Here is a 21634-nt window from a genome sequence, read left to right as displayed (position 1 = left end):
CAACGGAGCGGATAGTGATATGAGGAGATATTTTTTGGAAAAAATCAAATTACTCCTTGACACAGAAGAACAAAACCCGTATAGTGTATTTCAGATTTGGTGTGTAACTGATAAGCAGGCATTAACCAGTCATAAATGTTATTATTTTTATTTGACGTTTATGGGGGTTGGTGTCTTTTTTTGTTGCCCACTTAAAAGATTCCCGCTCCAAAACGTCGAAAGAAAAGGAGAGAGAACATGAAAGACAAAATTTTCGGAGTTTTGCAGCGTGTGGGACGTTCCTTTATGCTCCCCATCGCAATCCTTCCTGTGGCAGGCCTGCTTCTTGGATTCGGCAGTTCCTTCACAAATGAAACGACCATTGCAACCTATGGACTTCAGAAGATTCTGGGAGACGGAACCATCTTAAATGCACTCCTAGTCATCATGAACAAAGTCGGAAGTGCGGTATTTGATAACCTGCCTTTGATCTTTGCAGTAGGTGTGGCCATCGGTATGGCAAAAAAAGAGAAAGAGGTAGCAGCTCTTTCCGCACTGATCGCTTACTTCGTTATGAACGTAGCCATCAACGGTATGCTGGTAGTAAATGACAAGATCACAGCAGACGGACAGATCGCAAAAAGCGTTCTGGAAGGTACTGTAACTTCTGTCTGCGGCATTCAGTCTTTGCAGATGGGTGTGTTTGGCGGTATTATCGTCGGCCTTGGTGTTGCGGCTCTGCACAACCGTTTTCATAAGATCGTGCTTCCAAACGCACTTTCCTTCTTCGGTGGTTCCAGATTTGTGCCCATCATTTCCACCATTGTATATATGTTTGTGGGAATCCTGATGTATTTCGTATGGCCGGCAGTCCAGAACGGTATTTATGCTCTGGGCGGTCTTGTAACAGGCAGCGGCTATGTCGGAACCCTGATCTTCGGTATTATCAAACGCGCGCTGATCCCATTCGGACTTCATCACGTATTTTATATGCCATTCTGGCAGACAGCCGTTGGCGGGACTATGGAGGTTGCAGGCCAGATGGTACAGGGCGGACAGAACATCTTTTTCGCCCAGCTTGCAGATTCCGCAAATGTAGCGCATTTCAGTGCTGATGCAACAAGATATTTTTCCGGAGAGTTCATTTTCATGATCTTCGGTCTTCCGGGAGCTGCTCTTGCCATGTACCGCTGTGCAAAGCCTGAGAAGAAAAAAGCAGCAGGCGGACTTCTTCTTTCAGCAGCCCTTGCATGTATGCTTACAGGAATCACAGAGCCACTGGAGTTCTCCTTCCTGTTTGTAGCTCCTGCATTGTTTGCAGTACAGGTTGTTCTTGCAGGCGCGGCTTATATGATCGCACATATGCTGAACATTGCAGTAGGACTTACCTTCTCCGGCGGTTTCCTGGATCTGTTCCTGTTCGGAATCCTTCAGGGAAATGCAAAGACAAGCTGGTTCAGGATTATCCCGGTAGGTATCATTTACTTTATTCTCTATTATGTGATTTTCACCTTCCTGATCAAAAAGTTCAACTTTAAGACTCCGGGACGTGAGGATGACGACACAGAAACAAAGCTTTATACAAAAGCAGATGTAAACGCAAGAAAAGAAGCCGGAAAAGCCGGTGAAGCAGCAGGAAGTACATCTGCAGACCCGGTAAGCGAAGCCATCACAGCCGGCCTTGGAGGAAAGAAAAACATCAGTGATGTGGACTGCTGTGCAACAAGACTCCGTATCACCGTCCATGACGCAGCAAGAGTCAACGACGATATTTTGAAAACAACAGGTTCCAGAGGAATCGTGAAAAAAGGCCAGGGTGTCCAGATCATCTACGGTCCGCAGGTAACTGTGATCAAATCCAAGCTGGAGGATTATCTGGAGACAGCGCCGAATGAATATTTTGAAGGTGCAAATGAGAAAGAAACAGACAATGCGGAAAATCAGGCTCAGTCTGATACAGAGCGTACAGCAGAAAGTACAGGTGAGGCTACTCAGAACACAGCTCCGACATCCGAAGCCAGCACGCAGCCAGAGAAAAAGGTTCTCAGAACAGCGATTGTCTACAGCCCGGTAACCGGTATCGCCGCAGACCTTTCCACAGCGCCGGATGAAGGCTTTGCGGAAGGAATGATGGGAGAGGGTGCTGTAGTCACACCGAAGGACCCGGTGATCTGTGCTCCGGAAGACGGCGAGGTAGAGTTTATTTTTGACACAAAGCATGCCATCGGATTCCAGACAGATACAGATCTTCCTATGCTCCTCCATATCGGCATTGATACTGTAAAGCTGGAAGGAAAAGGCTTCGAGATCCTGGTAGAGCAGGGACAGCATGTAAAAAAAGGCGAGCCGTTGATGAAGATTGACATCCCGTATCTTATAGAAAACGCTCCGTCCTTATGTTCTCCGATCCTTTGCACAGAGATCGAGGATAATCAGAGAGTACGCCTTCTTGCCAATGGAGAGATCAAGGCAGGAGAGCCGCTGTTCGCAGTAGAGACTGTGGAAGAATAGGGAATTTTTCAGCAATAATATAGAAGATTGGTTTTGTGAAAAGCGCGCCTAATGCCCGGGCGCGCTTTTCCTGTGGCGAAGAAAATAACTGTCTGTCAGAAGGGCTTTACACAAAAGAAAGATTCTGTTACGATAAAGAAAATCAACAGCTGCAGATAAAAATGTCGACTGAAAATCCGGGGCAGACAGTGGTGGAATGTGGAAAAGCAGCAGGATATATAAAAATGGTGGGGAAAAAGATGTACAGAGTGAGCAAGGTATTGAACAATAACGGCATCATTGCCATAAATATGGAAGAAAACCAGGAATATGTACTTCTGGGAAAAGGTGTGGGATTTGGAAAGAAGGTCAGCCAGCGTTTTGAGGCTCCGGCAGACTGTACCATTTACAGGCTGGCTCAGGAGACAGAACGTGGCTCAGCAAAAGAACTGGCAAAGAGCGTAGCACCGGAATTTCTGGAGATTGCAGATGAGATATTGAGAGAAGCTGAGAAGACCTTTGGGGATACCATAGACAGAAGGATCCTGTTTCCCCTTGCTGATCATATTTCCTTTGCAGTGGGACGTATCCGGAATCATGAGCAGATCAGCAATCCCCTGACGGATGATATCAAGGTGCTTTTTTACAGTGAATTCAAGGTGGCGGAGGTATTGAAGAAGATCCTGAAGGAGAGGATGGATATTGAGATCGACGAGCATGAGGTGGGATATGTGGCACTTCATATTCACTCAGCGCTTGGAGATGAAAAGGTGTCTGTTGCCATGCAGACAGCAAGAACGGTACGGGAATGCATCGCCATGATCGAGATGGCCACAGGAAGAAAGATCGATGTGATCTCCCTGTCCTACAACCGTATGATGAACCATATCAAATATATGGTAGCCCGTGTCTCCACAGGGGAGACACTGAAGCTGGATATGAATGAATATATAGAAGAAAAATATCCGGAATCCTACAGGATCGCAGAGGATGTCTGCGAGAGTCTGGGCAAAAGCCTTGGGAAAAAGCTGGACCCTATCGAGATTGGTTATCTTGCCATGCATATTGAGCGGACAGTGGAACAATAAATGTAAATGGCTGATCCGCCTCAGGGATTTACACAATAAATTCAATAGCTTTTTTGACAGCAGTACTCATGGCAGTACTGCTGTTTGTGACTAAGCAGACCTCTCTCTGAGGGAGCGGTTCTTTAAGCTGAAGGGCAAAAATCTTCCCGTCATTGATCACTTCCCGGGCAAGGGGCTCGGGGTAAAAGCCGATTCCCAGATTGTGGACGATCATGGGAAGGACCTGGTCTGTAGTTGCTGCCTCGATGTCAGGATGAAAAGAAACACGGTTTTCCATAAAGTAATTCATATACATTTCTCTGGTGCTGGTCCCTTCCGCAAGACCTACAAAGGGCAGATCCTGAAGCTCATGGATGCTGATAGGGGCAGTAGCCAGATCCTTATATTTGCTTCCGCATGCAAGGATCTCCCGGTAACGCAGGAGACTTTTTTTCTGTAAAGGCTTGCGGATGGAGATCGGAGTGGTGACAATAGCGAAATCCACCGCATAATTTTTCAGTGCCTGTACAGCCTGTGGAGTAGAATGGTTAAAGAGGCGCAGGCGAACATGGGGATATTGCTCGCGGAACAGCTCCAGCTTTTCCAGAAGGATCAGACGCAGGGCATTTTCGCTGGCGCCGATGGAAACCAGGCCATGCTCCAGCTCTCCGTTCTGGCGGATCTCCTCTTCGCCGATGGACAGCTGCTCAAAAGCCAGGGCAACGTGTTCATAAAGCTGGCGGCCTTCCGGTGTAAGTGCGATTCCCTTGTTGGAGCGGAGAAAGAGCGTACATTTCAGCTCCTGCTCCAGGTTGTTCATACAGCGGGTGATATTTGGCTGATTGTTGTGAAGAGCTCTTGCTGCCTTGGTAAAGCTCTTATACTGGGCTACATAATAAAAGATCCGGTAGTAGTCGTAAGTGATCATGTATTGTCTCCATCCTGTGATATGATTTTAATATGTTTACGATATTAATAATACTTTTTACATTTGCTTCTGAGCAAACTATAATACACCCGAGGAAAAAAATCAATGACAGGAGTGATTTAGAGTGGTTTCAGGAGGCGGAAAGCTGCAAAATGCGGACCGGCAGATGTCAGAAGCTTTTATCACAAGTGTATTTCTGGCAATGTCCGGCGGATTTCAGGATGCCTACACATACTTTACAAGAGATGAGGTGTTTTCCAACGCCCAGACAGGCAACGTGGTTCTGATGAGCCATAATTTTATGACAGGACAGTGGGGAGACGGTTTAAGGTATCTGTTTCCTGTTTTAGCCTTTGCCATTGGTGTTGTAGCGGCGGAGCGGATCCAGAGTACCTTTAAATATGCAAAAAAACTTCACTGGAGGCAGATGATCCTGCTGATCGAGATCCTGATCCTTTTTGTGGTGGGATTTATGCCGGGAGAATTGGATATGCTGGCAACCGTACTGGTATCCTTTTCCTGCGCCATGCAGGTACAGACCTTCCGGAAGGTGGGCGGTTATTCCTATGCAAGCACTATGTGCATCGGAAATTTACGAAGCGGCACGGCGGCGTTGTCCGTGTATTGTCGTGAAAAACGTCCGGAACAGCTGAAGCAGGCTCTTTATTATTTCGGAATAATTTTCTTTTTTGCCATTGGAGCCGGTGGCGGAGGAAATCTGTCCATGAGGCTGGGGATCCCGGCAATCTGGGTATCGGATGTTTTGCTTCTGATCAGCTTTATTCTGATGTTTTCCAGTAAACATAGAGATTAGAAAGGGTGAGGAATTGTGGAAAACAGCACATTATTCCCAAGAGAGGAAAAGGCGGAGCTTTTATTTGAAAAGATCCTGAAGGATCCGGAGGCGTGCAGACGGCTGACGGAGACCTTCTATGAATCCATGGATGCGGATACAGACATAGAATGCGGATATCTTCCTCCGGAAAAATTCGCCTATGCATTGCTGGACGCATATAAAAACCGTGATCTGACAGCTCTCCTTATGGCAATCTGCCAGAACAGTATGTTTGATCTTCTGCGAAATTCTTTTCTGGCACCGTTCAGGTTCAATGCAGATGGACAGGAGAATCCGGTGTTTCTCACAGATGAAAAAGGAAATTTTCTGCGGGAAAAGGGAATTCATGTAAGTGACAGGGATTACGACCGGTTCCGCAGGATATACAGGGAGAAGCAGGGTGTAAAGATGTATTTGGCGTATGGCTACCGGAAGCGACATGCCTATGATGAAGCTACCATGGAAGTAGAAGAGTACAAAATGGGCGAACATATCGGTGTGCTGCTGGTGTATGAGCTTCCGGACAGCGTAAGGGAAAAGGAAACGGAGGCACAGGCCTATGCGGCTGTATGGGATATCATGATGGCAATTCAGAAGAAGCTTCCAAGAGCTTTTGTGTATTATGGGCAGGATTCTGTGGAGGATGGTGGAAAACGTTATGACGGACTGGGCGTTTTTCTCCCCATCCATAAATTTGCGGACCGCCTGGAAAAAATGATCGGGATCGCTGATGAGATCGTAATGAAATAGAATGTACAAAAAAGGACTGCTTTTGTATTGCTCCGGTTATCAGAAGGATAGCTGATGACCGGAAGCTACAGAAAGCAGTCCTTTTTGTATGCCCGTCAGGTGCAGTAGCGGAACATTTTGTCCGTAAGGATCCTGGCGAAAATAAGGCCCAGAGGAAGAGCAACGATGATCAGGATCGCAGCTGCAAACCAGGAGGCGGAAACATTCAGGGACATGATCCCCAGATTGTAGATCGCCCGGTAGAGATAAAGTCCGGGAACCATGATCACAATGGATGGTACGGTAATGGAAATCCTGGGATATCCCACTTTTGTTTTGAGGAGGGAGGCCAGAAGTCCGGCTGTCAGTGCTCCGAAAAAAGCCGCGGCAGCAGGTGGGAAACCGGCAAGATCAACAAGCTCCAGACGTAAAGTGTTGGACAGTGCGCCGATGAAGGCGGCAGCTGCGGCTAGACGGACAGGGCTGTTGAACATGACCGAAAAGCCGAATACCCCGCAGAAGCTTGCCAGAAGCCGGAACAGGATCCTCTGAGCTGCCGAAAGCTCCAAAGGCAGGAAATCCACAGGTTTCAGATGAAGAAGCAGTGCCATTAGCCAGGCAGAGACAGCAGCCACCATTACAACAATAATGGCGTAGGCCAGTCGTTCCAGTCCGGAACGCATATCCAGCTTGGCAAGGTCGATCCCGCTTGTGATAAACGGAAAGCCCGGAATGATAAACAGCATGGAACAGATGTATCCGGCCTCATGCTGGACGGAAATGTGGAACAGAAGCTCTGCCAGTTTCAGGAAGCCTGCATATACAAGACAGGCAGAGGAAACAGAAACTGCAATGCACATAAACAGAGTAAAATGATGCTTGCCAAGCTTGCAGCGGATGGCGTTTCCGATGCCTGCGCCTGCAAAAGCCAGGATCATTTCCAGCGGGCCACCGCCCAGAAGAAAAGTAAATGCACCACAGGCCAGTGCAGAAGCCAGTCCCAGGGCGGTAGGGGAATAAAGCCCGTGGATCCGCTCGATCTCATCTAACTGACTGTGCAGTGCTTCACCGCTCATATGGATACCCTCTGCAGGAAAATCACTGACAAAATGTTCCAGCCTGTTCAGCCTGGAAGTATTTACGCCGGTGGTAGTCAGACTAAGTGCATGGGAAAAACTGCTCTCACCGTCAAAGCAGGTGTAGCTTATGGACATCAGTCCGATATCTGCGGAGCAGGTGATACCAAGTGCTTCTGACAATGTATTCATGGAACTCCGTACCCGCCAAGCACCGGTCCCACAGGAGAGAAGCATCATGCCTGTACGGCCGATCAGGGAAGCTTTTTCGGAAAGAGAAGCCTCGGTGATGGGCTGGCTGTTCCTAGCGCTTACGTAGTTGTGCCAGGGGATTTTCATATGATTACGTTTAACCGGAATATCTGACACAGAAATCACTTCTTTCTATATATTAAAATCATATAGTTACTATTATAAATATATATAATAACTATAATCAGATATATTGTAGCAATTATTCTGAAAAAGTCAAGTATAGATGGAGTAAAATCTGACAGTACCAAAACGTCACTGTTAAAGATTTATCATTTTTTTGCGGAAAATGAATTTTTTTGGTTGCTTTTACGTACAATTTATGTATAATTGTGGATAGGGATGTTGGAATGACCAATTCCTATGGCAGGATGACAAAAACCTGCAAGAGTAGGTGGCTATCATAATTACTATTAAAGAAGAGAGGTAAATGTTAAGATGGCAAAAATCGATTTAACAAAGTATGGTATTACCGGAACAACTGAGATCGTGTACAATCCTTCTTACGAGACATTATTCGAGGAAGAGACCAAACCAGAGCTTGAGGGATTTGAGAAAGGTCAGGTCAGCGAGCTTGGTGCTGTCAACGTAATGACAGGTATCTACACAGGACGTTCCCCTAAAGACAAATATATCGTTATGGATGAGAACTCCAAAGACACAGTTTGGTGGACATCCGATGAGTACAAAAACGATAACCATCCGGCAACTCAGGAAGCATGGGCTGCAGTTAAAGATCTTGCTAAGAAAGAGCTTTCCAACAAGAGACTTTTCGTAGTAGATGCATTCTGCGGAGCTAACAAAGATACACGTATGGCTATCCGTTTCATCGTTGAGGTTGCTTGGCAGGCACACTTCGTAACAAACATGTTCATTCAGCCGACAGCTGAGGAGCTTGAGAACTTTGAGCCAGATTTCGTTGTTTACAACGCATCCAAGGCTAAAGTTGAGAACTACAAAGAGCTGGGTCTTAACTCTGAGACAGCTGTAATGTTCAACATTACAAGCCGTGAGCAGGTTATCGTTAATACATGGTACGGCGGAGAGATGAAGAAAGGTATGTTCTCCATGATGAACTACTATCTGCCGCTTAAGGGCATCGCTTCCATGCACTGCTCTGCAAACACAGACCTTAACGGAGAGAACACAGCAATCTTCTTCGGTCTTTCCGGAACAGGTAAAACAACACTTTCCACAGATCCTAAGCGTCTCCTGATCGGTGATGACGAGCACGGCTGGGATGACAACGGAGTATTCAACTTCGAGGGTGGATGCTACGCTAAGGTTATCAACCTTGACAAAGAGTCTGAGCCGGACATCTACAATGCGATCAAGAGAAACGCTCTTCTTGAGAACGTAACACTTGATAAAGATGGAAAGATCGACTTCGCTGACAAGAGCGTAACAGAGAACACACGTGTTTCCTACCCGATCAACCACATCGAGAACATCGTTCGCCCGGTATCTTCTGCACCGGCAGCGAAAGAAGTTATCTTCCTGTCCGCAGATGCATTCGGCGTACTTCCTCCAGTATCTATCCTGACACCGGAGCAGACACAGTACTACTTCCTTTCCGGATTCACAGCTAAACTTGCTGGTACAGAGCGTGGAATCACAGAGCCTACTCCTACATTCTCCGCTTGCTTCGGACAGGCATTTCTTGAGCTTCACCCGACAAAATATGCTGAGGAGCTCGTTAAGAAAATGGAGAAGAGCGGTGCGAAAGCATACCTCGTTAACACAGGATGGAACGGAACTGGAAAACGTATCTCCATCAAAGATACTCGTGGTATCATCGATGCTATCCTTGACGGATCTATTCTTAAAGCTCCGACAAAGAAGATCCCATTCTTCAACTTCGAGGTTCCGACAGAGCTTCCAGGCGTAGATCCTGCAATCCTTGACCCACGTGACACATATGCAGACGCTGCAGAGTGGGAGACAAAGGCTAAAGATCTTGCTGCAAGATTCGTTAAGAACTTTGTTAAATATGAAGGAAATGCTGCTGGTAAAGCACTCGTTGCTGCTGGCCCGCAGGCATAATCGATCATTCCAACTGAATACAGATCGTAGATTTGACCGGGAGTGGATTTATCCGCTCCCGGTTTTTTGACAAACAACTGAGGATCTATTATTTGATATAGAACTGTGCAGTGCGAAGCATGTTTCCAGACATGGAATAAACAGAAAGTTGAAGATATCTACCTGTAAAATAAAAAACTTTGGCTTGACTAACAGAGGGCATATGGTGTATCCTTTCTGAGAAGTTGAGCGGGAGACCCGTAAGACTGCAAAAATTCTCTTTGCACTGCATTACATTCGAACAGGATGCGAGATCAACAGTACAAACTGAGCAGGCGATGCTTTTCGGAATCGAAAATATTTATCGAAGGCATGGGGCCGGGCCGCAGGAAGCGGCAGCGGATATGGATTTAAACGTAATTGCAAAGAACCTGCATTCACGGAATATGAGGTGAAGCAGAATGTGACTTTGCTTTCAGACATATCTGCGGGACAGTGTATGTTTCGCAGGTATGTCTTTTTTACTGCAAAAATATGGATGGAACAGAAGGTAGAAGCTGGGATATCCCTATACAGAAAAGAAAGAACACCGGCGGAAAATCGCACTGCAGCGAGTAGTGAAGGAACCGCCGGTTTTTTCACGGAAAATGTTGTGCCATAAGAAGAACCTGATCATATATTTAAAAGGAGATTCTGTTTATGGAACACACAGAAAACAAAACAATTATACATGATACAGAAAAAACAGCTTCATGGGAACAGCAGACAGCAATGAAGGTATCCGGGATCAGTATTCTGGTAAACCTTTTATTATCTGTATTTAAACTGATCGCAGGTATTGTGGCACATTCAGGAGCAATGATCTCGGATGCCATTCATTCTGCATCAGATGTGGGAAGCACCTTCATCGTAATCATCGGTGTCCGTCTTTCTACAAAGAAATCAGACAAAGAGCACCAGTACGGACATGAAAGAATGGAGTGTGTTTCTTCCATTGTCCTTGCAGGAATGCTGCTTGTCACTGGTCTCGGGATCGGAATTACCGGTGCCCGTGATATCGTAAAAAGCACATCCGGCGGAACCATTGCCATTCCGGGAACACTTGCACTGATTGCAGCAGTGGTATCCATTGTGGTAAAAGAGTGGATGTTCTGGTATACAAGAGGTGCTGCAAAGAAGATCAATTCAGGAGCCCTGATGGCAGATGCATGGCACCATCGTTCAGATGCACTTTCCTCTATCGGAGCTTTTGTCGGTATTTTAGGAGCAAGACTGGGATACCCGATCCTGGATCCGATCGCCAGTATCGTGATCTGCGTTATGATCGCCAAGGCATCGATCGACATTTTCAGGGATGCCATTGACAAGATGGTAGATCATTCCTGTGATGCAAAAACTGAGGAATCCATGAAGAGAGAGATCCTCAAGGTACCGGGCGTCAGAAGAGTAGACCTTCTTAAAACCCGTCTTTTCGGATCCAAGATGTATGTGGATATCGAGATCGCAGCAGATGGAAGTATTTCCCTTTTTGATGCACATGATATTGCGGAAAATGTACATCATACGATCGAGAATAAATTCAAAGATGTAAAGCACTGTATGGTGCATGTAAATCCGATCAACGGATAAAAAACAAGCTGCCGGAGCGACTGTGATCGTCATCCGGCGGCTTGTTTTTGTATAGAGAAACACCCGGTAGGGGAGCTACCGGGTGTTTCGAGGGGAGTATAAATAATTAAATAAGGGGTTATGTAAAAAAAATTTTTGAATGGTAAATTCTTTTTACAAGAATGATTATAATATAAACTGGAAAAAAAAGCAATATGATTTTGGCGAATAATCTCCAAACTTTTTGGGATACTATTTCCTGTAATAAAAAGCGGCAGAAAGCTTCGGAAAGCCGTAAAATCAACTTCATCAGGAGGTAATTCAAATGGCGAAAAATTACGAAACAGACAGAAATGAGTCTAATTATGCAGGAAAAAATCACGGGGAAAGTGCTTCCAGAAACTGCGGAAAAAACAGCTCTAAGAACAGTTCGGGAAATTCTTCCAGAAACAGTTCCAAAAGCAGCTACGGAAACAAAATTTCCGATGAATATGATTCTGAGAAGGACAGAGGCTCTGACAGATATTAAAGGATAAGAAAAGCGGGAAAAGTCAGAGATGGCTTTTCCCGCTTAAATACATATAAGGGAACATTCACCCGGAAGCTTCCATATAATATACCAAAAAGAGGAGATTTTTTCCATGTTTCAGATCGAAACTATCTCTGCAAAAATGCTGGATTATTATGTGGAGCGCAGCGACGCTGTTATCATAGATCTCCGGGATTCTGCCGCCTACAGAAGGGGACATGTCCGGAACGCGGTAAATATTCCATACAGAGAGCTGGAGGAATATCTTGAGAAAAAACAGGATCAGAAATATCGTTTTCCCAAAGATAAGCTGCTGATATTTTACTGCGACCGCGGCGGCGCCAGCATGCAGGCTGCCCGGAGCCTGGCAAGACAGGGCTGTCGTACCAGGTCCGTGATTGGTGGATTTGCAGCCTACAGAGGGAGAAATCTTGTGCGCGGATAAAAAAAGCGGACAATATCAAATCAGATTGCGAATGCATATCTGTAACAAATCTTGTATTTTAAAGGAAATCATGATAATGTAAAGAACAGAGATAAAAACCAACACAAATTACAAGGAGAAAAGATTATGAAATATATGTTTGCGTCCGATGTACATGGTTCGGCATATTACTGCCGGAAAATGCTGGAAGCATATGACAAGGAGAAGGCGGAGAGACTGGTGCTTCTGGGAGATCTGCTTTATCACGGACCAAGAAATGACCTTCCGAAGGAATACGCACCAAAGGAAGTCATCCGCCTTTTAAATGAGAGAAAAAACCAGATCTATGCAGTACGCGGAAACTGTGAGGCAGAGGTGGATCAGATGGTCCTGGACTTCCCGGTTATGGCAGATTACTGTATCCTTGCCATCGAAGGAAAAACGATGTACGCCACACACGGTCATATCTATAATAAGGATAATCTTCCGCCGATGATGGACGGAGACATTCTGATCCACGGCCATACACATGTGCTGAAGGCAGAAAATATGGGGAATTATATCCTTCTGAACCCAGGTTCCGTATCCATTCCAAAGGAAGGTAACCCGCCGACCTATGCAATCCTTGAGAACGGAATTTTTACCATTAAAGATTTTGAAGGAAATACAGTACGGGAGATCACTTTATGAATCTGTGGGAATTAACGGCGCCCTGTCATTTTGGAACAGAGGCGGTGCTGAAGCGTGAAATACTGGATCTTGGCTATGAAGTGACCAGGGTGGAAGACGGAAGAGTAACCTTTGAGGCTGATGCCCAGGGTGTGGCAGACGCCAATCTGTTCCTTCGTACCACAGAACGTGTGCTTCTGAAAATAGGCGAAGTAAAGGCTGAGACTTTTGATGAGCTTTTTGAAAAGACCAAGGCTCTCCCATGGGAGAATTACATACCGAAAAACGGTAAATTCTGGGTAGCCAAGGCAAACTCCATCAAAAGTAAGCTTTTTAGTCCATCTGATATCCAGTCCATTATGAAAAAAGCCATTGTAGAGCGTCTCAAAGGCATTTACGGGATTTCCTGGTTTCCGGAAGATGGTCCGGAATTTCCTATCCGTGTGGCCTTTATGAAAGACGTAGCTCTGATCGGAATCGACACTTCAGGAGTATCCCTCCATAAGAGAGGGTATCGCCAGATGACTGTCAAGGCACCTATCACCGAGACGCTTGCCAGTGCTCTTTTGATGCTCACCCCCTGGAAAAAGGACCGTATTCTTGTCGATCCGTTCTGCGGAAGCGGCACCTTTCCTATTGAGGCGGCAATGATGGCAGCGGATATGGCGCCGGGACTGAACCGTCATTTTCTGGCCGAGAGCTGGGAGCATCTGATCCCGAAGGAATGCTGGGAGGATGCAAGAGAAGAAGCCAGAGAACGTGTAAATCTTGATATTGAAACCGATATCCAGGGCTTTGATATCGATGCAGCTGCCATCAAGGCAGCACGCGCCAACGCAAAAATGGCAGGAGTGGACAGACTGATCCATTTCCAGCAGCGCCCGGTCAGTGAACTCCGCCATTCCAAACCCTTTGGTTTTATCGTGACAAATCCGCCATATGGTGAGCGGATCGAAGAAAAATCCAATCTCCCTGCATTGTACCGTGAGATCGGTGAAAGCTATAAGGGGCTGGATCGCTGGTCCATGTATCTGATCACTGCCTATGACAAGGCAGAGAATGACATCGGCCGAAAGGCAGATAAAAACCGTAAGATCTATAATGGAATGATGAAAACCTACTATTACCAGTTTCTTGGACCACGTCCGCCGAAGAAAGGAAGTATTAAAGAATGAAAAAGATCATTTTTGCTACCGGAAATGAGGATAAAATGAAGGAGATCCGAAGGATACTTGCGGATCCTTCTCTGGAGATCCTTTCCCTGAAGGATGCCGGGATCCATGCGGATATTGATGAAAATGGAAAAAGCTTTGAAGAAAATGCCATGATCAAGGCAGAAGCAATCAGTAAAATGACTGGCGAGATCGTTCTGGCAGATGATTCCGGTCTGGAGATCGACTATCTGAACAAAGAGCCGGGAATCTATTCCGCACGCTATATGGGTGAGGATACTTCTTATCATATTAAAAACGCAAACCTGATCCAGCGTCTGGAAGGTGTACCTGATGAGAAACGTACTGCACGTTTTGTATGTGCTATTGCGGCAGCTTTCCCGGATGGCAGAAGAAAGACAGTCCGTGCTGCCATGGAAGGCCGCATCGGCTACGAGGAAAAAGGGGAGAATGGCTTTGGCTATGACCCGATCTTTTATCTTCCGGAATATGGCTGTACTTCCGCAGAGCTTTCCATGGAAGAAAAGAACAGGATCAGCCATCGTGGAAAAGCTCTTTGCCTTATAAAGGAAGAGCTTGTATGAAGGTGCTGATCGTAAGCGATACTCACGGAAGAGATGAAAACCTGGAGATCGCGATAAATCGGGAGGCTCCTTTTGACATGCTGGTACATTGCGGAGATGTGGAAGGCAGAGAATTTTATATCGAAGCCCTTGCAGAATGTCCCTGCAGTATTGTGTCCGGAAATAATGATTTTTTCTCGGATCTTCCGAGAGAAGATGTGATCGAGGTCGAGGGAAATAAGATTCTGGTAACTCACGGTCATTACTACGGTGTATCCATGGCCTTTGATCAGCTGGCAGAAGCTGCCCGCTCAAGGGGATGCAATGCGGCTTTTTTCGGACATATCCACGTACCGGTTGTTGAAAAGGAAGCAGGTGTGCTTCTGGTAAATCCCGGAAGTCTGGCTTATCCCAGACAACGGGGACGCCGTCCAAGCTATGCAGTAATGGAGACAGATGGAAAGGGCGAAATGCACGTAGAGATCCGTTACCTCTGATTCCGGCAGAAAAAACAAATAAACTGTCATAATTGATAAAATTTGTGCCAATATTCAGCATATATTAGTCAAAAACGATTGCGAAAGTCAGCTATGTGCTATATAATGAACAAGTAGTTTTTTTTAGTAATATAGAGCATTCTTTAGGGTACTGACCATGAATGGGTCTCGTTCCTGAGAATGCAGCAGAGCGGAATGAGAAGGTCCGCTTTACATAAATGAAGGGGGAAAATACGCATGACTGCGGTTATTATAGGGAGTATCGGCTTTTTATGCTGCTTCCTGTATGATCATAACAGTATCCGATTGAAAAAAAGCTTTCTTCATCCGTTTTTTAGCATAGGATGTTTCCTGATCGCAGTGTCAACAGGTCTGGTGATCCGGAGCTGCTGGCCGCGGCGGGGAAGTTCTTTTTTTATTTCTGCTGTTTTTCTGACAGCAGCGATCCTGTTTCTGGGACTGTTGATCTATACATTGTTTTTTGCGCTGCCCTTTGATGAGACATATGTCAAAGAAAATCATGAAAGGCTGGCCTATACAGAGGGTGTTTATGCACTCTGCCGACATCCTGGCGTTCTGTGGTTCGCCGGATTTTATTTTTGCCTGGCCGGATTTCTGGGATCCGGGAAGGCAATGGGGGCTTTTGGGGTCCTTATTGTGTGGAATATATTGTACATTTTTTACCAGGACAGGATCGTGTTTCCGGAAACATTCAGTAATTACGGAGCGTATCAGCAGACAACTCCCTTTCTGATCCCAGACCGAAACAGTACAGCTGCCTGCATAAAAACATGGCGAAAAGGGGGGAAAAGGCGGTGAGTCTTGGCGAAAAGCTTCGAAAACAGCAGTATGATGCTATCTGGAAAGAATATTGCGGATTTCTTGATCTGACAATGCAGGATTACATGAAGATCCAGAATCGTCTGATGGAAGAGCAGATCCAGCTCTGGTCAGACTGTGAACTGGGCAAAAGCATTCTGAAGGGCAGGAGACCGTCCGGGATCGACGAGTTCCGTCGGCTGGTACCTCTTACCACTTATGAGGATTATGCGGATATGCTCCTCCAGAAGAGAAGTGAAACTCTTCCGGGGAATCCGATCATCTGGATACAGACGACCTGGGAAGGCGGACGCCATCCGATAAAGGTAGCACCATACACAAGAAGTATGCTGGATACCTACAGGAACAATGTAGTTGCCTGCCTCATATTAGCTACAAGCCGTGAAAAGGGCAAATTTGATGTGGAGGAAACGGACAAGATCCTTTACGGACTGGCACCGTTGCCTTTTGCTACCGGCCTTTTTCCACTGGCGCTGAAAGAAGATATCGACATCCGTTTTCTTCCGGAAGTGGAAGATGCGGTAAATATGAGCTTTGGTGAGCGGAACAAAGAGGGCTTCAAGATGGCCATGAAACAGGACGTGGAATTTTTCTTCGGACTTGGAAGTGTGGCCTATGCAGTAAGCCAGAGCCTCACCGGAAGCGTATCATCAGGAAAAAGCAAAACCTCCTTTTCGGAACTTCTGCAGTATAAACCAAAGATGCTGAAAAGGATCCTGAATGCCAAAAAGATCTGTAAGAAGGAGAAACGGGAGCTTCTTCCGAAAGACCTTTTTCACCTGAAGGGATTTATGGTGGCAGGAACCGACAACCAGTGCTATAAGGATGATCTGGAGGAAATGTGGGGAGTTCGGCCCATGGAGCTTTTTGCAGGAACGGAACCTTCCATTATAGGAACCGAGACCTGGACCAGGAACGGAATGTACTTTTTCCCGGATACCTGCTTTTATGAATTTATCACCGAAAAGGATATGCTCCATAATTATGAGGATCCCACGTTCACTCCTCCGACCTATCTTATGGATGAGGTTGTTCCCGGGGAGAAATATGAGCTTGTGATCACTGTGTTGAAGGGCGGAGCCTTTGCCAGGTACCGTGTGGGAGATATGTATCGATGCGTGGGTCTTACCAACCAGGAGGATCGGACACAGATCCCAAGATTTGAGTACATAGACCGTGTTCCGTGGATCATTGATATCGCAGGCTTTACCAGGATTTCGGAAAATGGTATCAAAAGTGTGATCCAGCTGTCCGGGCAGCCGGTTACGGATTGGATCGCAGTGAAAGAATATAATGAGAAAAAACGCCCATATCTGCATCTTTATATAGAAGTAAAAAAAGAAGCGCTGATGTATCAGGCTATGAGCACGGATATTCTGAAAGAACTTCTGACCACGTATTTCAAATATATCGATCAGGATTACCGGGATCTGAAGAAAATCCTGGGAATGGATCCCCTTGTGGTGACCATCCTGCGCTGTGGTACCTTTCATCTGTATGAGTCCAGAAAAGGACGGAAACCACGGCATATGAGCACTCCTTATTATGAGGTGGCGGAACTTTTGAGACTGCAGGATGAAATCGGATTCGGGAATATGAGGAAGTAACTATGGAAAGCTATATATCATTTTCAATCATTTCAGTTTTTTTCTATACATTTATGATACTGACTCTTCTGGCTGGTAAGCGCAGCCGGATCATCAACAGTTTCATGTGTGTGCTGGGAGGAATGCTCTGCTGGACGTTGGGCTCTTTTCTGATGCGTATGGAGGCAGGACCCTCTTACATCCTGTGGTATTATGTGTCTCTGGCCGGAATCCTGTTTCTGCCATATTTTTACTATGTGTTCATCAGTGAATTCATGGGAGTGCGTATGGGCAGAAAAAGCAAGATCCCATTGCTTTTGATGCTGCTGCTTTTTGCAATCAACATCCCGGGCGGGATCATCCTGCGCTGGCCGGATCTGATCCGTAAAAACGGTGGTGCGCATTTTGTTTATAAGATCACACCCTGGTTCCTTCTGTTCTTTGTGGTGGCAGGAATCACCATTATTCAGATCTTTATCACCATGTACCGCGGATGCCGGAGACATCCCGGATACCGCAAACAGATCGAACCGATCCTTGTGGGGATACTGATCATTTTTGTGGGAAACCTTGCGCTGGCAGTGCCGGTATTTTCCGGATTCCCCATCGATATTGTCAGCGGTCTGATCAATGCTGTCCTGATGCTTTATGCACTGACCAGAAGACGGCTGTTCCAGATGCGCCGTCTTGCGTCAGATGGGGTTTGCTTTGGTGTGGGCGTGGTCCTGACGGTAGTACTGTTTATCAATCTTTCACCGTACCTGATGAGTTATATCCGAATGCTGCTCCCTGCAGCCAGTGAGTATCATGTGCTGATCTTTTCTTTCGTTTTTCTTATATCTGCATGGCTGGTCACAGTGCTGTGGAAATGTCTGATGAACAATGTTTTTATCAAAAAAGAGATCCAGCAGTCTCAGGAGCTGAAAGATTTTAGCCAGTCAGTATCCAGGACACTCCGGGTAGGAGAGATCCTGCGCAATACGGTAAATGTGTTGAAGGAAACTACCAATGCAGGACGGATCTATATTTGTCTGAGAGACAAAAAATCAGGGGAATATCAGGCTGTTTACAGCAACCGTCCGTTGAACGATCTGACCTTTTCACTGAAAGCGGATAATCCGGTGGTCACCTGGCTTACCAGAAATGAGGACTGTGTGGTGATCCGGGATTTTCGTTCTTCCACAGCCTACAAATCCATGTGGGAGTCGGAAAAACATATGTTTTCAGAGCTGGGTATCGAATACTGTGCAGGTCTTCGCCAGAATGATGATCTGGCCGGGATTATTGCGATTTCCGGTGACGGACACAGGAATCTGAACCATAATGATCTGGCCATGCTGTCTTCGGTCAGTTCGGTAGCTTCCATTGCCATCAAAAATGCCAGACTTTATGAGGCGGCATGGACTGAGGCAAGGACCGATGAACTGACGGGCCTTCTGAACCGGAAATATTTTTATGAGATCCTGGATGAGGAATACGAAAAAAATAAAGAGGGTTCGCTTGCACTGATCCTGTTCAATATTGATGATTTCAAGCTGTACAATCAGCTGTACGGAAATCAGCAGGGAGATGTTGCACTTCGAAAGGTGGCAGATATCATCCAGGCAAGTGTGGGAGAACAGGGATATGTGGCACGTCACAGTGCCAAGGAATTTGCGGTCCTGATGCCAAATTACGATATTTTTTCCGCCAGAAATCTGGCAGAATCCATACAGAAGCAGATCCTGCATATGCGCAACGATTCTGCAGACTACAAGCTGAAGATCCTTACGGTAAGCGTGGGGATCAGTGCGGCGCCTTATGCGGCACGCTCAGCAAAGGAGCTCTTGGATAATGCGGACCTGGCAGTATATCATGTAAAGCGCAGCGGTAAAAACGGCATCGAGATTTTTGACACCATGCTGAAGGAAAGCCTGGATGAAGAAAATGCGGGTAAGAAATCCGATCATGAACATATTTATCAGTCCTATGAATCCACGATCTATGCGTTGACTGCAGCCATTGATACCAAAGATCATTATACCTTCGGACATTCCAACAATGTGGCTTATTACGCAACAAGTCTTGCGAAGGCGCTGAACTATACAACGGAAATGGTGGAGATCATCCGTCAGGCGGCGCTTCTTCATGATGTTGGAAAGATCGGGATCCCGGAGCATATCCTGAACAAGGAAGGCAAGCTTACGGATGAAGAGTATGAGATCATGAAAGGTCATGTGGAGGCGTCCATCGGGATCATCCGTCACCTTCCGTCGCTGGATTATGTTATCCCTGCGGTTATCGGTCATCACGAACGTTATGACGGAAACGGCTATCCAAGGAGGATCGCGGGAGAAGATATCCCGGCATCTGCAAGGATCCTCTGCATCGCAGATTCCTTTGATGCCATGACATCCAAACGTTGTTATAAAGAACTGATGCCAGCGGAAAAAGCTCTTCGGATCATAAGAGAAGAGGAAGGAAAACAGTTCGATCCGGATATGGCGGAGGTATTTATCCACATATTTCGGGAAGGAAAGATCCATCTGGCAGAACCGGCGGAGTTGAAACGGGAAGAAAAAGCATAAAGAATATTAAGATTACGGGTCTGACAAGCTATGTCAGACCCGTTTTTGTGAAGAATATGAAGAAAGCTTTATTTATCATCTCCGGTAAGGCGAAGTACATCCCGGATCTCATCCACATTCATATCCAGGATCACGGCAAGCTCATCAATGGTGAATTTGGTGGCGTCATCATCGTCTGTGAGTTCTTTAACCGCAGCCTCCAGGTTTTCTACCTTGGATACCAGATAGTCGTCACGGAATTTCTGCTGTGTCTGTTCCTCGATGGCATGAAGGATCCCACTGCGGATACGACCACGCATCCAGGTATCGTTTTTTTCCTGTGGGTCAGTCTCTTTGAGAGACGCCAGAAGGGCCAGATTTGCCTCCTGAATGAGATCGGCCAGGTGGATTTCCTCACAGTTCAGTTCAGCGGCCATCTGGGCTGCCTGAGCCATGTAGAACTGTGTCAGTGCACCTTCGGCAGCAGTGTCACCCTTTGCAAAGGCATGAAAGAGGGACGCAAGATCATCCGGATCAAGTCCTTCCGGGGAAAAGCTTTCCATATAGTCACTGAGATAAGCCTGTTCTTCGGCAGTAAGAGCAGCACGGGTACCCGGAAGCTCGTCCTTGTCGCTGGATTCGGATGAAACAGCATCTGCTCTGGCAGCGCCGGCAGCTTCATCGGCGCCTTCGATGGTGATCCCCTTTAATTTGAGATACTGCAGGATCTTTACAAGCTGTGAAGTGCTCAGATCCGATTCATCGAAATGATCACGGATCTGCTGCTGGGAGAGCTGCTTATTGTTTTCCTCAGCGATGGCACAGATGTCATTAAGCTTCTGCTGAAATAATTTTATATCCATGTAAAAACATCTCCTTATTATTTGCTTTTTTTCTTGACTTTAATTATGGTTTCATGATACCATAAGCCAGTCGCAAATGACAAGAAAACCTTTAAATAGGCGGAAAAAACGTGAAAAAAAGTTTTTTTAAAAAAATTCAAAAAAGGTGTTGACATTTGTAGATTGCTATAATATAATATCACTTGTCGTCAGGCAGGAAACGAAAACGAAACACAAACGAAGACGACAACAACTTAATAAAAACCATAAGTAAATGGTACATCGGGGTGTGGCTCAGCTTGGCTAGAGCGCCTGGTTTGGGACCAGGAGGCCGCAGGTTCGAATCCTGTCACCCCGACTGCTGTAAACTTATTACCGCAAGCATGCGGGTGTAGTTCAATGGTAGAACACCAGCCTTCCAAGCTGGATACGTGGGTTCGATTCCCATCACCCGCTTCTCTGAGAAGAGAGCATGTGTCTGTAGCTCAGCTGGATAGAGCAACGGCCTTCTAAGCCGTGGGTCGGGGGTTCGAATCCCTTCAGGCACGTTGTGGTGGGTATAGCGCAGTTGGTTAGCGCGCCAGATTGTGGCTCTGGAGGCCCAGGGTTCGAATCCCTGTATCCACCCTTCGCCCATTGGGCTATCGCCAAGCGGTAAGGCACAGCACTTTGACTGCTGCATTCGCTGGTTCGAATCCAGCTAGCCCAGTCCTTTTTTATGGGGTATTAGCTCAGTCGGTAGAGCACTTGACTTTTAATCAAGTTGTCCGGGGTTCGAATCCCCGATGCCTCATTAGCGGAAAGCATTTGCTTTCCGTTATTTTTTTATCATCAGACAGGATGAAAATATAATTGAATATGCGGATATGGCGGAATTGGCAGACGCGCTGGTTTTAGGTACCAGTGGGCAACCGTGCAGGTTCAAGTCCTGTTATCCGCAGTGCTTAAGAGGCTTTCTATAAATCTGATTTATGGAAAGT

Annotated in this window: 18 protein-coding genes, 7 tRNA genes and 1 riboswitch; of the genes, 22 read left to right on the top strand and 3 right to left on the bottom strand. The window is 46.2% G+C overall.

Going from position 1 to position 21634, the window contains the following annotated elements:
* Window positions 1-237: 237 nt before the first annotated feature.
* Together NE671_RS05055 and NE671_RS05050 are read left to right on the top strand one after the other, a co-directional pair.
* Complete coding sequence (locus NE671_RS05055) at window positions 238-2490, top strand: PTS transporter subunit IIABC (RefSeq protein ID WP_015526027.1); 2253 nt, start codon at window positions 238-240, stop codon at window positions 2488-2490.
* A gap of 239 nt (window positions 2491-2729) precedes the next feature.
* On the top strand, window positions 2730-3557 hold the full coding sequence (locus tag NE671_RS05050) for a PRD domain-containing protein (protein ID WP_092070295.1): 828 nt from the start codon (window positions 2730-2732) through the stop codon (window positions 3555-3557).
* A 28-nt stretch (window positions 3558-3585) separates the two neighbouring features.
* Here the strand turns inward: NE671_RS05050 and NE671_RS05045 are convergent, their stop codons facing one another.
* On the bottom strand, window positions 3586-4464 hold the full coding sequence (locus tag NE671_RS05045) for a LysR family transcriptional regulator (RefSeq protein WP_129974591.1): 879 nt from the start codon (window positions 4462-4464) through the stop codon (window positions 3586-3588).
* A 166-nt stretch (window positions 4465-4630) separates the two neighbouring features.
* On the opposite strand from NE671_RS05045, the gene NE671_RS05040 reads away from it, so the two are divergent.
* Both NE671_RS05040 and NE671_RS05035 read left to right on the top strand, forming a co-directional pair.
* A complete protein-coding gene (locus NE671_RS05040) occupies window positions 4631-5278 on the top strand; it encodes a YoaK family protein (protein WP_147603314.1) in 648 nt (215 codons plus the stop codon).
* A 15-nt stretch (window positions 5279-5293) separates the two neighbouring features.
* The gene (locus tag NE671_RS05035) at window positions 5294-6049 is read left to right on the top strand and encodes a DUF4866 domain-containing protein (RefSeq protein WP_173722818.1); all 756 of its coding nucleotides are present in this window, start codon (window positions 5294-5296) and stop codon (window positions 6047-6049) included.
* 95 nt (window positions 6050-6144) lie between these two features.
* Here NE671_RS05035 and NE671_RS05030 read toward each other — a convergent pair whose 3' ends face one another.
* Window positions 6145-7443, bottom strand: coding sequence for a threonine/serine ThrE exporter family protein (locus NE671_RS05030; protein WP_195656148.1), 1299 nt, complete (start codon window positions 7441-7443; stop codon window positions 6145-6147).
* 351 nt (window positions 7444-7794) lie between these two features.
* Here NE671_RS05030 and pckA point away from each other — a divergent pair, with 351 nt between their 5' ends.
* From pckA to NE671_RS04975, 11 genes are all read left to right on the top strand, one after another.
* The gene (gene pckA, locus NE671_RS05025) at window positions 7795-9399 is read left to right on the top strand and encodes a phosphoenolpyruvate carboxykinase (ATP) (RefSeq protein WP_148448674.1); all 1605 of its coding nucleotides are present in this window, start codon (window positions 7795-7797) and stop codon (window positions 9397-9399) included.
* Window positions 9400-9695: 296 nt separating this feature from the next.
* Window positions 9696-9876, top strand: a riboswitch (NiCo riboswitch).
* Window positions 9877-10077: 201 nt separating this feature from the next.
* The gene (locus NE671_RS05020; protein WP_110103310.1) at window positions 10078-11007 is read left to right on the top strand and encodes a cation diffusion facilitator family transporter; all 930 of its coding nucleotides are present in this window, start codon (window positions 10078-10080) and stop codon (window positions 11005-11007) included.
* A gap of 304 nt (window positions 11008-11311) precedes the next feature.
* Entirely contained in the window at window positions 11312-11515 is a 204-nt protein-coding gene (locus NE671_RS05015) for a hypothetical protein (protein ID WP_022426534.1), read from the top strand.
* Between the two features lie 112 nt (window positions 11516-11627).
* Complete coding sequence (locus NE671_RS05010; RefSeq protein WP_015526020.1) at window positions 11628-11960, top strand: rhodanese-like domain-containing protein; 333 nt, start codon at window positions 11628-11630, stop codon at window positions 11958-11960.
* Between the two features lie 126 nt (window positions 11961-12086).
* The gene (gene yfcE / locus NE671_RS05005) at window positions 12087-12629 is read left to right on the top strand and encodes a phosphodiesterase (protein WP_022426532.1); all 543 of its coding nucleotides are present in this window, start codon (window positions 12087-12089) and stop codon (window positions 12627-12629) included.
* The gene (locus NE671_RS05000) at window positions 12626-13783 is read left to right on the top strand and encodes a THUMP domain-containing class I SAM-dependent RNA methyltransferase (RefSeq protein WP_015526018.1); all 1158 of its coding nucleotides are present in this window, start codon (window positions 12626-12628) and stop codon (window positions 13781-13783) included. Before yfcE ends, NE671_RS05000 begins: the two co-directional genes overlap by 4 nt.
* Window positions 13780-14364 (top strand): XTP/dITP diphosphatase, encoded by a 585-nt coding sequence (locus NE671_RS04995; protein WP_110103311.1) that lies wholly within the window; start codon window positions 13780-13782, stop codon window positions 14362-14364. Before NE671_RS05000 ends, NE671_RS04995 begins: the two co-directional genes overlap by 4 nt.
* Entirely contained in the window at window positions 14361-14840 is a 480-nt protein-coding gene (locus NE671_RS04990; RefSeq protein WP_021650292.1) for a metallophosphoesterase family protein, read from the top strand. Before NE671_RS04995 ends, NE671_RS04990 begins: the two co-directional genes overlap by 4 nt.
* A 237-nt stretch (window positions 14841-15077) precedes the next feature.
* Window positions 15078-15659, top strand: a complete 582-nt coding sequence (locus tag NE671_RS04985) for a hypothetical protein (protein ID WP_118608104.1) — start codon at window positions 15078-15080, stop codon at window positions 15657-15659.
* On the top strand, window positions 15656-17287 hold the full coding sequence (locus tag NE671_RS04980; RefSeq protein WP_114002198.1) for a GH3 family domain-containing protein: 1632 nt from the start codon (window positions 15656-15658) through the stop codon (window positions 17285-17287). The genes NE671_RS04985 and NE671_RS04980 overlap by 4 nt, the downstream gene beginning before the upstream one ends.
* A gap of 2 nt (window positions 17288-17289) precedes the next feature.
* Window positions 17290-19833, top strand: coding sequence for a histidine kinase N-terminal 7TM domain-containing diguanylate cyclase/phosphohydrolase (locus NE671_RS04975; RefSeq protein ID WP_059086788.1), 2544 nt, complete (start codon window positions 17290-17292; stop codon window positions 19831-19833).
* Window positions 19834-19901: 68 nt separating this feature from the next.
* On the opposite strand, the gene NE671_RS04970 is transcribed toward NE671_RS04975, so the two are convergent.
* Complete coding sequence (locus NE671_RS04970) at window positions 19902-20675, bottom strand: hypothetical protein (protein WP_173758581.1); 774 nt, start codon at window positions 20673-20675, stop codon at window positions 19902-19904.
* Between the two features lie 262 nt (window positions 20676-20937).
* Here NE671_RS04970 and NE671_RS04965 point away from each other — a divergent pair.
* The 7 genes from NE671_RS04965 to NE671_RS04935 all read left to right on the top strand — a co-directional run bounded on the left by NE671_RS04965 (window position 20938) and on the right by NE671_RS04935 (window position 21594).
* A tRNA-Pro gene (locus NE671_RS04965) sits at window positions 20938-21012 on the top strand.
* A 27-nt stretch (window positions 21013-21039) separates the two neighbouring features.
* Window positions 21040-21110, top strand: a tRNA-Gly gene (locus NE671_RS04960).
* 18 nt (window positions 21111-21128) lie between these two features.
* Window positions 21129-21202 (top strand) — tRNA-Arg (locus tag NE671_RS04955).
* A gap of 5 nt (window positions 21203-21207) precedes the next feature.
* Window positions 21208-21281: transfer RNA gene (locus tag NE671_RS04950), tRNA-His, on the top strand.
* 10 nt (window positions 21282-21291) lie between these two features.
* A tRNA-Gln gene (locus NE671_RS04945) sits at window positions 21292-21363 on the top strand.
* 11 nt (window positions 21364-21374) lie between these two features.
* Window positions 21375-21447 (top strand) — tRNA-Lys (locus NE671_RS04940).
* A 67-nt stretch (window positions 21448-21514) separates the two neighbouring features.
* A tRNA-Leu gene (locus NE671_RS04935) sits at window positions 21515-21594 on the top strand.
* The last annotated feature ends 40 nt before the right edge of the window (window positions 21595-21634 follow it).

The organism is Blautia sp. DFI.9.10, assembly GCF_024461705.1.
Lineage (GTDB): Bacteria > Bacillota > Clostridia > Lachnospirales > Lachnospiraceae > Blautia_A > Blautia_A fusiformis.
The sequence above is the reverse complement of the archived record's forward strand: the minus strand, read 5'-3'. Positions and strand labels throughout refer to the sequence as shown.